Here is a 12,160-nt window from a genome sequence, read left to right on the forward strand (position 1 = left end):
GGGCTGCAATATGCGTTTGAAAAATATCCGTTGAATTTAAAAAAAACAGAATAACAATGAACACTGACATTACATTTATCATAGCAGATAATCAGGATATAACCAGAATGGGAATGCATGGATATATTTCCGCTATATTCAGTGGATGTCGCATGATAGATGTGACAGACAAGAAAGAGCTCATGCTTGCATTGGTAGAATGTAATGACAGTGTCGTTATACTTGACTATACACTGTTTGACATCAATGGTATAGAAGAGTTTCTTATTATAGAAAAACGTTTTCCGAGAGTTCGTTGGATATTGTTTTCCAATGAATTGAGCGAAGACTTTATTCGTAGGATGAGTATAGAAAGGAATATTGGTATGATTTTGAAAGAGAACTCCGGTGAGGAAATTCATTCTGCATTGATGTGTACAGCACACGGGGAGCGATTTCTTTGTCATCAGATAACCAATTTATTGATAATCGGTTCCGACAAACCGGAAATTCATTCTGTTTTGACTGTTACAGAGATTGACATTCTTAAATTGATAGCACATGGGAAATCTGTGAAAGAAATAGCATTGGAAAGAACCTCAAGCATTCATACTATTATCACCCATAAAAAGAATATTTTCCGGAAGTTGGGTGTGAATAATGTATATGAAGCAACTAAGTATACTTTACGCGCCGGGCTGATTGAAATGGTAGAATATTATATATGATATTCAGAAGAGTGTTAGGATAAGAGTTAAGAAGAATTTGTAGGCAGGAAAATTCTCTGTATCTTTGCCCGCATGGCAAAAAAAGGTGAGTTACATATAAGAAATAAGCACAATGGTCAGTATGATTTTCCATTGTTGATGGAAAATTATCCTCCATTAAAGAGATTCGTATCGCTCAATCCCCTCGGAATACAAACTATAAACTTTTTTAATCCGCAAGCGGTGAAGGCTTTGAACAAAGCATTATTGGTAACTTATTATGGCATCCGGTATTGGGACATACCGAAGCAATATTTGTGTCCGCCTATTCCCGGAAGGGCGGATTACATTCATTATATTGCCGATCTTATCCAGCCGAACGGAACAACACCGGATTTACCGGCAGGAGATGCTAATGGACAGAAGTCTAAATGTAGATGTCTGGATATTGGGGTAGGTGCAAATTGCATTTATCCGATCATAGGACACACTGAATATGGATGGACCTTCGTTGGTACTGATATTGATCCGGTTTCGATAGAAAATGCACGAAAGATAGTGACTTGCAACCCTGTGTTGGCTCATAAGATTGACTTGCGACTTCAGAAAGATAGTAAGAAGATTTTCGATGGAATTATTATGCCTGATGAGTATTTTGATGTGACAATATGCAATCCTCCGTTTCATAGTTCGCGTGCAGAGGCGGAAGACGGAACGTTACGCAAATTAAGCAGTCTGAAAGGTACGAAGATAAATAAAGTGCAGCTAAATTTCGGCGGGAGTGCGAATGAACTTTGGTGCGAGGGCGGAGAAGTTCGTTTCTTATTGAATATGATTTCCGAGAGCCAAAAATATCAGAAGAACTGCGGATGGTTTACGAGTTTGGTTTCTAAAGAAAAAAATCTGGAAAAGTTATATACCAAATTAAAATCGGTGAATGTGTCCGAATATAAAGTTATTCGAATGCAGCAGGGAACTAAAAGTAGCAGGATATTAGCTTGGCGATTTGCTACCAACTCATAACAATGAGTGAATATCGAACTGTTATTTGTTTAACCTATTAATTAAATAGAATATTATGGAAACCAATTACATCACTTTGACAAAGGAGAATATTGCAAACGAACATATATGCTGTGCTTTCTCAGATAAGAAATGCAAGGATAGTTATGAACTCAAAAAAGAATGGCTGAAGAAAGAGTTCGATAACGGCTATGTGTTCAGACGTATTGATGAACGGGCAAAAGTGTTTATCGAATACGGTCCTGCTGAAAAAGCATGGGTTCCGGTGAATGCTCCCAATTATCTGATGATAAACTGTTTCTGGGTGTCAGGTAAATATAAAGGTTGCGGACATGGTAAGGCATTATTGCAGTCTGCCATTGATGATGCAAAATTGCAGGGGAAAGATGGGCTTGTCACAGTGGTGGGCACTTCTAAATTTCATTTTATGAGTGACACGAAATGGCTGTTGCGACAAGGTTTCCAAACAATAGAAAAACTCCCTTACGGATTCAGCCTTTTAAGTTTGAAACTAAACCCGGCTGCTCCTGATCCTTCTTTTAATGATTGCGTGTTGAGCGGTGAGTGTCCGGATAAGGATGGAATAGTCGTTTATTATACCCATCGCTGCCCGTTTACGGAGTTTCACGTTCGCGGTTCTTTGGTCAGTGCTGCTAAGAGCAAAGACATTCCATTGAGAATAATTGAATTGGAAAGTATGGAACAGGCGCAAAATGCACCTACTCCGGCTACCATATTTACTCTTTTTTATAATGGCAAGTTTGTAACGACTGACTTAAGTGTATGCCTTGAAGGGCGATTGAGCAAAGCATTGGGCTGTGATTCAGGAGAATAGCTGACTTGGAACCATGTTACGTCTCTGATATGTTTAGCTAATGTTTCTTATTTTTATTTTGCAAATTTAAATTGTGTCTGCACATTTTTTGGAAAATACATACCTTTGGATAATTAATGATTAAACACGATTAAGAGTTTTATGCGTTTTTGGGTATGTATTTTTGTGCTTCTATTTGTACACAATCAATTTTCAAGGGCTGATAAAATTATAAATAATGACTCTTTGTATACAGAAAAATATATCAGAGATATTTATATTTCCAACCCCAAACGTGCTTTACAGTTGTTGGATGAGGCCGAAACCAGAAAAGCCTTCCCTCTGCGTCTGATTAATGAATTGCGCAGTTTGTCATATCGTAATATGTATATGAATAAACTAGCTTTTATGTATGCAAGGAAGTCGTACTTGCTTGATTCCATCTCTCAAAGAGAACCTAAGCACATGTTGAAGATGACGGTTTATTTAGCTGAACTTTCATCCATAATGAGTAAATATAATGAGAGCATGCATTATGCTCTTAGTGGAATTATGCAGGCTCAAAAACTGAAGGACAGAGAGGCGGAAGCTAGATTGCTTTTTTGCATAGGAGAGAATAATTGGAGGCTGTCATTGAAAGATGAGGCGTATAATTATTTTGGTCGTACGATTGAATTACTGCGTGGGTCAAAGGATATGAGAGAAATGATGCTGCTTTCCTATTATTATGGAGCAGAGATGGGATTTTTAATGACAGATTCCCGTATTGATGAAGCTTTGGCTCTTGCTTATGAACGTGAAAAACTTCTTAAAAAATTAGAGAAAGTACCGGAGGTTCCCAAAGGCTACATTGATGGTCAATATAGCTATTTATATGCAAATTTGGCCTATATTTCTTATTTAGAAAAGAAATATGCGCAAGCAGAAGGATATTATCAAAAATATCTGGCAATAAAAGAATCTCATACTCCGGATGGCAAGATGTATTCGATTCCTTATTTGATTCTTTCCAAACAATATGAGACAGTAATAGACAACTGTAAGGACTTTAAAGAATTGTTGAGAACACAGCGGGATACCTTGAACGCTCAATATTTAACTATACTTAATAAGGAAGTCCAGGCATATCTGGGGCTGAATCGTTATAAAGAAGCCGCAGAAATACGTGAAACCATCATTGCAATAACGGATAGCATTAACAGTACCGACAGGAAAAATGCTGCATTAGAATTGAACGCGATGTACGGTGCTTCCGAAAAAGAAGAATACATCGCCGAGCAAGCCTCACAGCTAAAAATAAGGAATGTTTCACTCTGCTTTTTGGCGTGTATTGTAGTGCTGACCCTGTTTATACTTTGGCGTTTGTGGCGTTTCAACCATATAATCGAGTATAAAAACAGGATGCTTGCCAAACTGATAAACGAGAAATTTGCCAATAAAAAAGATGGTAATCAGTTATTGGAAGTGTACGAGGAACAGGAGGTTTCATCAGAATTGGAACCGGAATTGATTTCTCCTGAAGAACAGGATGAACTTTTGGACGAAACAGACAAAGAAAGTGGGGAAGAAGAGGAGAACAAGAAAATATTCCAGGAATTAAATCATACAGTCGTTCAAAAACGGCTATATCTTTCTCCAGAGCTCTCAAGAGAAGATTTGGCGCAGATTGTACATCTGAATAATGCACGCTTTGCCCGGATGATAAGAGAATGCACCGGAACTAATTTCAATGGGTACATCAACGGACTGCGCATTAATTATGCGATCAAGCTAATGAAAAAATATCCTAACTATACCATACGTGCCATCGCTGATGAATCCGGATTTAATAGTGCCCCGATATTATATAACCTTTTTAAGAAAAAGACGGGAATGACTCCTTATGAATTTAAAAAAGCGCAGGACACATTGAGGAATTAAATAGTTCTACTAAACAATTTTCGTTTTTCCCGGTTTATCTATTGATAACTAAATATTAATGGAAATGATACAGGTAAGGATAAAGAGGGTTTACGAAGATTTTTCAGAAACAGATGGATACCGGGTGTTGGTAGATAAATTATGGCCACGCGGAATGAAGAAAGAATGGTTGAAATACGATTATTGGGCAAAAGACATAACACCATCCCCTACATTACGTAAATGGTTTCATGAAGATATTCCCGGACATTGGGGAGATTTTGTCACGCAGTATCAAAAAGAGCTGGATGCTTCTCCATCAATGGCTGATTTTCTGACTCTTATCAAACCACATCCGGTGATAACACTACTTTATGCTTCAAAAGAACCGGTGTATAATCACGCCCGAATTCTTCGCGATTATCTGGAAATGCGTTTGAGAGAGTGAAATTAAAGTAATTTTATCTGTTTACGCTTTCTGTCGTTCACTCAATTTCCTACCTTTGTAATCTAAATCAAAATCGTGTAATCATGAAGTATAAATTATTGGTTCTTGATGTAGACGGAACACTCCTCAATGATGCGAAAGAAATTAGTAAACGTACATTGGCTGCCCTGTTGAAGGTTCAGCAAATGGGAGTACGTATCGTATTGGCATCCGGCAGACCGACTTATGGCTTAATGCCACTAGCTAAGATGCTCGAACTTGGAAACTATGGAGGTTTTATCCTTTCCTATAATGGCTGTCAGATTATCAATGCACAAAACGGAGAAATTCTGTTTGAACGTCGGATTAATCCCGAAATGTTGCCGTATCTGGAAAAGAAAGCCCGTAAAAACGGTTTTGCTTTATTCACTTATCATGATGATACGATCATAACGGATTCTCCTGAAAATGAACATATCCAAAATGAAGCCCGGTTGAATGACCTGCAAATAATCAAAGAAGAAGAATTTTCTGCTGCCGTTGATTTTGCTCCTTGTAAGTGTATGCTGGTGAGCGATGACGAAGAAGCATTGCTTGGTTTGGAAGATCACTGGAAGAGACGACTGAATGGGGCGTTGGACGTATTCCGTTCGGAGCCCTATTTTCTGGAAGTAGTTCCCTGCGCCATCGACAAAGCCAATTCTTTGGGTGCTTTGCTGGAGGTGCTAGGTATGAAGCGTGAGGAAGTGATTGCTGTGGGCGACGGTGTGTGTGACGTAACAATGATTCAATTGGCGGGGCTGGGCATAGCTATGGGACATTCACAAGACTCGGTGAAAGCCTGTGCCGATTATGTGACTGCTTCGAATGAGGAAGACGGAGTGGCCGTTGCAGTGGAGAAGGCTATTATATCCGAAGTGCGTGTAGCCGAAATTCCCCTTGACCAACTGAATGCGCAGGCACGCCACGCATTGATGGGAAACTTGGGAATTCAATATACCTATGCCGACGAAGACCGTGTGGAAGCAACAATGCCGGTAGACCATCGTACCCGTCAGCCTTTTGGCATTTTGCATGGCGGGGCTACTCTTGCATTGGCGGAAACAGTTGCCGGACTCGGTTCAATGATTCTTTGCCAGCCGGACGAGATTGTAGTAGGAATGCAGGTCAGTGGAAACCACATATCTTCTGCACATGAAGGAGATACAGTGCGTGCAGTAGGAACAGTTGTACATAAGGGACGTTCCTCCCATGTATGGAATGTAGACGTGTTTACTTCAACAAACAAACTAGTGTCTTCCATACGGGTAGTCAACAGTGTGATGAAAAAGAGATGACCGACGAAGAAATAAGTAATTTGACAACTATTGATGCATTTATTCAGCGGAAGCAGCCGTTTGCTGTTTACCGTATTCCCGGGGAGAAAGTTCCCCGTCTGTTGACACAGGCGGAAGGAGCGGTACGTCTGATATACGACCTGAAAGAACTGAATGGACAGAGAGGATTTGTCATCGCTCCGTTTCAGGTGAGTGAGACGTGTCCTGTCGTATTGATTCAACCCGATCAGTGGGGGCAACCTTTGCCGATTGACAATGATACGGCAGAAGAACGGGAAGTCGCTTTGCGGATGCAAGGACAAGAATCGTTCCTGACTTCTTCTACGGAGGAATATGCCTCCTGCTTTCATACCTTTATAAATGCTTTGCGTGATAATACTTTTGATAAATTAGTACTTTCACGTCATCTTACTATTGATAAAGTATCCGGTTTTTCCCCTTTATCTATATTTCGTGCAGCTTGCAGGCGTTATATTCATTCATATATATACTTGTGCTACACTCCGCAGACAGGAATCTGGTTGGGAAGCACTCCCGAAATCATTTTATCGGGTGAAAAAGATGAATGGAATACAGTAGCGTTGGCCGGGACACAGCCTTTGCAAGATGGTAAACTGCCCCAAATATGGGATGAAAAGAATCGGAAAGAGCAGGCTTATGTAGCTTCTTACATTCGTCGCCAACTCCTTTCGTTGGGTATTCATTCTACGGAGAACGGGCCTTATCCGGCTTATGCAGGTGCTTTGTCACATTTGAAAACAGATTTCCAGTTTTCTTTGAAAGATAACAAAGGTTTGGGAGATCTCTTGAAAGTGTTGCATCCAACGCCTGCTGTATGCGGTTTACCGAAAGAAGAAGCCTATCGGTTTATATTGCAGAACGAAGGCTACGACCGCTGCTATTATTCCGGCTTTATCGGCTGGCTGGACCCGGAAGGGCGAACTGACATCTATGTGAATCTGCGCTGCATGCATATTGAAGATGAACAACTGACTCTTTATGCCGGCGGTGGACTACTGGCTTCTTCGGAATTGAATGACGAATGGCTGGAAACGGAAAAGAAGTTGCAAACCATCAAACGGCTGATTGCAACGCCTCCTTTAAAATCATAAACTACTAATAATTATCATCATGTATACAGACAAGAAGAACATACTCCAGTTGGTTGCGTTGCTCGAGGCGCACGGGATTACTAAGGTTGTGTTGTGTCCGGGTAGTCGTAATACGCCCATCGTACATACTTTGTCTAATCATCCGAACTTCACCTGTTATGCAGTGACGGATGAACGGAGTGCCGGTTATTTTGCTATTGGTCTTGCGTTGAATGGTGGTAAGCCCGCTGCTGTGTGCTGCACTTCCGGTACTGCATTATTAAATCTTCATCCGGCTGTAGCGGAAGCATTTTATCAGAATGTTCCTTTAGTTGTCATTTCAGCAGACCGTCCCGCTGCCTGGATCGGACAGATGGATGGACAGACAGTGCCGCAACCGGGTGTGTTTCAAACGCTGGTAAAGAAGTCGGTCAATCTTCCGGAGATTCATACGGAAGAAGATGAATGGTATTGTAATCGCCTGGTGAATGAAGCCTTGCTGGAGACGAATCATCATGGAAAAGGCCCGGTGCATATCAATGTTCCTATTTCCGAACCGCTGTTTCAATTCACGGTAGATGCACTCCCGGAAGTACGTGTGATAACCCGTTATCAGGGATTGAACGTCTATGACCGTGATTATAATGATCTGGTCGACCGGATGAATAAATATCAGAAGCGCATGATTATCATCGGTCAGATGAACCTTATTTATCTGTTTGAAAAAAGATATATCAAGTTATTATATAAACATTTTGCCTGGTTGACGGAACATATCGGCAATCAGACAGTTCCCGGTATTCCGGTAAAGAATTTCGATGCGGCACTTTATGCCATGCCCGAAGAGAAGATAGACCAGATGGTTCCCGAATTGCTGATTACTTACGGAGGACATGTCGTTTCCAAACGATTGAAGAAGTTTCTCCGTCAGCATCCGCCTAAAGAGCATTGGCACGTATCGCCGGATGGTGAGGTGGTCGATTTGTACGGCTCATTGACTACAGTGATCGAGATGGACCCGTTTGAATTTCTGGAGAAGATCGCCAGCCTGCTGGATAACCGGACTCCTGACTATCCCCGTGTATGGGAGAATTATTGTAAGATTATTCCCGAACCGGATTTTGCCTATTCGGAGATGTTGGCTGTCGGTACATTATTGAAAGCTTTGCCGGAGTCCTGTGCATTGCATCTGGCAAACAGTTCGGTAGTTCGTTATGCACAACTATATTCGATTCCTCCTACAATTGAAGTTTGTTGCAATCGGGGAACAAGTGGTATTGAAGGATCGTTGTCTACCGCTGTCGGTTATGCGGCAGCTTCCGACAAACTGAATTTCATAGCTATCGGAGATCTAAGTTTCTTCTATGATATGAATGCGTTGTGGAATATCAACGTCCGTTCCAACCTGCGTATCCTTTTATTAAATAACGGAGGAGGAGAGATTTTCCATACTTTACCGGGATTGGATATGTCGGGCACCTCACATAAATTTATTGCAGCAGTTCATAAAACGTCAGCCAAAGGCTGGGCGGAGGAACGTGGTTTCCTTTATCTGCAGGCACAAAATGATGAAGAGCTGACTGAAGCAATGAAAACTTTCACCCAGCCGGAAACTATGGAACAACCTGTGCTCCTGGAAGTGTTTACCAACAAAAACAAGGATGCACGTATGTTGAAGAATTATTATCATCAATTAAAACAAAAATAAATTATGCCAACACAAAGAGAGTGGACAACCATCAGAGAATACGACGATATTCTTTTTGATTATTATAATGGAATTGCCCGTATCACAATCAACCGTGAACGTTATCGGAATGCATTTACCCCGACTACCACTGCCGAAATGAGTGATGCATTGCGCATTTGCCGTGAAGAAGCGGATATTGATGTGATTGTAATTACCGGAGCCGGTGATAAGGCGTTCTGTTCGGGAGGCGACCAGAACGTGAAAGGACGTGGCGGATATATTGGGAAAGACGGTGTGCCTCGTTTGAGCGTATTGGATGTACAAAAGCAAATCCGTAGTATTCCGAAACCTGTGATTGCTGCCGTGAACGGCTTTGCCATTGGTGGCGGACACGTGCTCCATGTAGTATGTGATTTATCCATTGCTTCGGAAAATGCCATTTTCGGTCAGACAGGTCCTCGCGTGGGTAGTTTTGATGCCGGATTCGGTGCATCTTATCTGGCGCGTGTGGTAGGACAGAAGAAAGCACGTGAAATTTGGTTCCTTTGCCGCAAGTATAATGCACAAGAAGCATTGGATATGGGATTGGTGAATAAGGTAGTACCTTTGGAACAGCTGGAAGATGAATACGTGCAATGGGCGGAAGAAATGATGTTGCTTAGTCCATTGGCTTTGCGCATGATTAAAGCGGGATTGAATGCCGAACTGGACGGCCAGGCAGGTATTCAGGAGTTGGCAGGTGACGCAACATTACTTTATTACCTGACGGATGAAGCACAGGAAGGAAAGAATGCGTTCCTGGAGAAACGTAAACCGAACTTCAAACAATATCCGAAATTCCCTTAAAATAATAGGCTAATGAAAGACTGATTGTGCAGTAATTAGCAGATTGAAAAGATATTCATTATGGATTGTAAGATAGATATTATTCCTCGGTTGCTTCATTTCAAGCAACCCGCGGGAACTTCCCGGGGAACATATACTACACGAAAAGTCTGGTATCTTCACTTTACTTCTCCTGATTTTCCGGGTAGAGTGGGAATTGGAGAATGTGCGCCTTTGCCTGCGTTAAGTTGTGATGATCTCCCTGATTACGAAGATATATTAATAAGAACTTGCCGGCAAGTAGAGGAAGAACAGGGAAAATTGGATAAAGATGGTCTATGCAAGTATCCTTCCATCTTATTTGGCTTGGAAACGGCTATCTGGCATTTCTTTGCAGGGAGTTGGGCTTTGTCCGATACGGCTTTTTCACGTGGAGAGGTAGGGATTCCAATCAACGGCCTGATCTGGATGGGAGATTTTGAAAACATGTTATCCCAGATCGAGAAAAAGATGGAAGCCGGATTCCGTTGCGTCAAACTAAAGATTGGCGCTATCGACTTTGAAAAAGAATTGGCATTACTACGTCATATTCGTACCCATTTCTCTTCTAAAGAAATAGAGTTGCGTGTAGATGCAAACGGTGCTTTCTCTCCGGGTGATGCAATGGAAAAACTGAAACGTCTGTCAGAATTTGATTTACATTCTATCGAACAGCCGATTCGTGCCGGACAATGGGAAGAAATGGCTCGGCTCACTTCTGAATCTCCGTTGCCAGTAGCATTGGATGAAGAGCTGATAGGATGCAACACGCTGGAAGAAAAAAAGAAACTGCTGGCAACCATCCGTCCGCAATATATCATCATTAAACCATCTCTCCACGGAGGAATATGTGGAGGGGATGAATGGATTATGGAAGCGGAAAAGCAACATATCGGCTGGTGGATCACTTCCGCTTTGGAGTCCAACATTGGTTTGAATGCTATCGCCCATTGGTGTGCAACATTCAATAATCCGTTACCACAAGGATTGGGAACGGGTATGCTCTTTACTGACAATATAGAAGTGCCTCTTGAAATCAGAAAAGATTGTCTGTGGTTTTGTAAATGATGGTATTTAGTGGTATTTAAAGGATATTCTGATGATATTCGATCGACAACAACAGCGCTTGCTACTGGAAGGAAAAGAATACACTTTTGAAGAAATAAGCCAACTGATAGTAGGAGGAGCAGAAGCTCATTCTCCTGCTTATTGGGATTTATATCTTTTCCTGAACGAATGGTTTAATGATTCTCCTGTTATTACAGTTCATACATCGGGCTCCACGGGTATACCTAAAGAACTGATGGTACGCAAGGATCAAATGATGCAAAGTGCACGTCTGACTTGTGAATTTCTGAATTTGAAGAAAGGTGAGTCGGCATTATTATGTATGAATCTCCGTTATATCGGTGCAATGATGGTGGTCGTACGTTCATTGGTTGCAGGTTTGAATTTGATTATTCGTCCTGCTTCCGGCCATCCGTTGGCGGATATAAAAGAACCTTTGAGATTTGTTGCAATGGTCCCATTGCAAGTTTATAACACGTTGCAGGTTCCCGAAGAAAAAGAGCGATTAAAACAAACGGATATTCTGATTATAGGAGGCGGAGCCGTTGATGAGGCTCTGGAAACGGAGATAAAACATCTTCCGACTGCTGTTTACTCCACTTATGGCATGACTGAAACTTTGTCGCATATTGCCCTTCGTCGTCTGAACGGAGCATCGGCTTCAGAACATTATTATCCATTTCCTTCAGTAAAATTGTCTTTATCCGCAGAGAATACGTTAATCATCGATGCCCCTTTGGTATGTGACGAAACATTGCAGACCAATGACATTGCACGTATCTATCCCGATGGAAGTTTTATGATTCTAGGGCGGAAAGACAATGTGATTAACAGTGGAGGAATTAAGATTCAAGCAGAAGAGATGGAGAAGTTACTCCGCCCGTTTATTCCTGCATCCTTTGTCATTACTTCAGTTCCGGATCAGCGCTTAGGACAGGCTGTCACTTTATTGATAGTAGGACAATTGGATACGAGAGAGCTAGAAAATAAGTTGCAGACAACATTGGAACCATACTATCGTCCCAAACATTTTTTTATTACAGAATCTATCCCACAGACGGAAAACGGTAAAATAGACCGGGTCGGCTGCCGCGCTTTGGCAGCATCATACCTTTCCCATTCGCATCAGTTCCCATCCATAGAACTACATGATGATGCAATGTAGTTGAGGTTTCCGGTAAAACTAGTGAACTTGTAAATTGAGGAACCCCGAGTGATTTGGGGTTCTTCGTCAAATTTGGTGGTAATCTCTTTTTTATTT

General features: G+C 41.5%; 11 protein-coding genes. All 11 read left to right on the forward strand.

Features of this window, described 5'->3' with window-relative positions:
* The first annotated feature begins 56 nt into the window (after positions 1–56).
* The 11 genes from DXA54_RS18655 (at position 57) to DXA54_RS18705 (ending at position 12,064) form a co-directional block, all read left to right on the forward strand.
* The gene (locus DXA54_RS18655; RefSeq protein ID WP_004302256.1) at positions 57–707 is read left to right on the forward strand and encodes a response regulator transcription factor; all 651 of its coding nucleotides are present in this window, start codon (positions 57–59) and stop codon (positions 705–707) included.
* Between the two features lie 72 nt (positions 708–779).
* Positions 780–1,709: a 23S rRNA (adenine(1618)-N(6))-methyltransferase RlmF gene (rlmF, locus tag DXA54_RS18660; protein ID WP_120080343.1), complete on the forward strand. Its 930-nt coding sequence runs from the start codon at positions 780–782 to the stop codon at positions 1,707–1,709.
* A 55-nt stretch (positions 1,710–1,764) separates the two neighbouring features.
* A complete protein-coding gene (locus tag DXA54_RS18665; protein ID WP_004302258.1) occupies positions 1,765–2,544 on the forward strand; it encodes an N-acetyltransferase in 780 nt (259 codons plus the stop codon).
* Positions 2,545–2,685: 141 nt separating this feature from the next.
* Positions 2,686–4,443 carry a helix-turn-helix domain-containing protein gene (locus DXA54_RS18670; protein WP_120080345.1) on the forward strand — a complete coding sequence of 586 codons (1,758 nt, stop codon included), beginning with the start codon at positions 2,686–2,688 and terminating at the stop codon, positions 4,441–4,443.
* A gap of 64 nt (positions 4,444–4,507) precedes the next feature.
* The gene (locus DXA54_RS18675) at positions 4,508–4,870 is read left to right on the forward strand and encodes a DUF488 domain-containing protein (protein WP_004305785.1); all 363 of its coding nucleotides are present in this window, start codon (positions 4,508–4,510) and stop codon (positions 4,868–4,870) included.
* A gap of 83 nt (positions 4,871–4,953) precedes the next feature.
* Positions 4,954–6,186: a Cof-type HAD-IIB family hydrolase gene (locus DXA54_RS18680; RefSeq protein ID WP_004302261.1), complete on the forward strand. Its 1,233-nt coding sequence runs from the start codon at positions 4,954–4,956 to the stop codon at positions 6,184–6,186.
* On the forward strand, positions 6,183–7,298 hold the full coding sequence (locus DXA54_RS18685) for an isochorismate synthase (RefSeq protein WP_120080347.1): 1,116 nt from the start codon (positions 6,183–6,185) through the stop codon (positions 7,296–7,298). Before DXA54_RS18680 ends, DXA54_RS18685 begins: the two co-directional genes overlap by 4 nt.
* A gap of 19 nt (positions 7,299–7,317) precedes the next feature.
* Positions 7,318–8,985, forward strand: coding sequence for a 2-succinyl-5-enolpyruvyl-6-hydroxy-3-cyclohexene-1-carboxylic-acid synthase (gene menD, locus DXA54_RS18690; RefSeq protein ID WP_008648533.1), 1,668 nt, complete (start codon positions 7,318–7,320; stop codon positions 8,983–8,985).
* 3 nt (positions 8,986–8,988) lie between these two features.
* Positions 8,989–9,813 (forward strand): 1,4-dihydroxy-2-naphthoyl-CoA synthase, encoded by an 825-nt coding sequence (menB, locus tag DXA54_RS18695; RefSeq protein WP_004302264.1) that lies wholly within the window; start codon positions 8,989–8,991, stop codon positions 9,811–9,813.
* Between the two features lie 60 nt (positions 9,814–9,873).
* Positions 9,874–10,899, forward strand: coding sequence for an o-succinylbenzoate synthase (locus DXA54_RS18700; protein ID WP_008648531.1), 1,026 nt, complete (start codon positions 9,874–9,876; stop codon positions 10,897–10,899).
* Between the two features lie 31 nt (positions 10,900–10,930).
* Complete coding sequence (locus DXA54_RS18705; RefSeq protein ID WP_120080349.1) at positions 10,931–12,064, forward strand: AMP-binding protein; 1,134 nt, start codon at positions 10,931–10,933, stop codon at positions 12,062–12,064.
* The last annotated feature ends 96 nt before the right edge of the window (positions 12,065–12,160 follow it).

This window comes from Bacteroides sp. OF03-11BH (assembly GCF_003604005.1).
Lineage (GTDB): Bacteria > Bacteroidota > Bacteroidia > Bacteroidales > Bacteroidaceae > Bacteroides > Bacteroides ovatus.

Excerpts from the sequence above, each read along its gene's own strand:
- DXA54_RS18670 (WP_120080345.1), top strand. The coding sequence starts at position 2,686 with ATGCGTTTTTGGGTATGTATTTTTGTGCTTCTATTTGTACACAATCAA.
- DXA54_RS18685 (WP_120080347.1), top strand. The coding sequence starts at position 6,183 with ATGACCGACGAAGAAATAAGTAATTTGACAACTATTGATGCATTTATT.
- DXA54_RS18705 (WP_120080349.1), top strand. The coding sequence starts at position 10,931 with ATGATATTCGATCGACAACAACAGCGCTTGCTACTGGAAGGAAAAGAA.
- DXA54_RS18665 (WP_004302258.1), top strand. The coding sequence starts at position 1,765 with ATGGAAACCAATTACATCACTTTGACAAAGGAGAATATTGCAAACGAA.
- DXA54_RS18655 (WP_004302256.1), top strand. The coding sequence starts at position 57 with ATGAACACTGACATTACATTTATCATAGCAGATAATCAGGATATAACC.
- menB (WP_004302264.1), top strand. The coding sequence starts at position 8,989 with ATGCCAACACAAAGAGAGTGGACAACCATCAGAGAATACGACGATATT.
- DXA54_RS18680 (WP_004302261.1), top strand. The coding sequence starts at position 4,954 with ATGAAGTATAAATTATTGGTTCTTGATGTAGACGGAACACTCCTCAAT.
- rlmF (WP_120080343.1), top strand. The coding sequence starts at position 780 with ATGGCAAAAAAAGGTGAGTTACATATAAGAAATAAGCACAATGGTCAG.
- DXA54_RS18700 (WP_008648531.1), top strand. The coding sequence starts at position 9,874 with ATGGATTGTAAGATAGATATTATTCCTCGGTTGCTTCATTTCAAGCAA.
- menD (WP_008648533.1), top strand. The coding sequence starts at position 7,318 with ATGTATACAGACAAGAAGAACATACTCCAGTTGGTTGCGTTGCTCGAG.
- DXA54_RS18675 (WP_004305785.1), top strand. The coding sequence starts at position 4,508 with ATGATACAGGTAAGGATAAAGAGGGTTTACGAAGATTTTTCAGAAACA.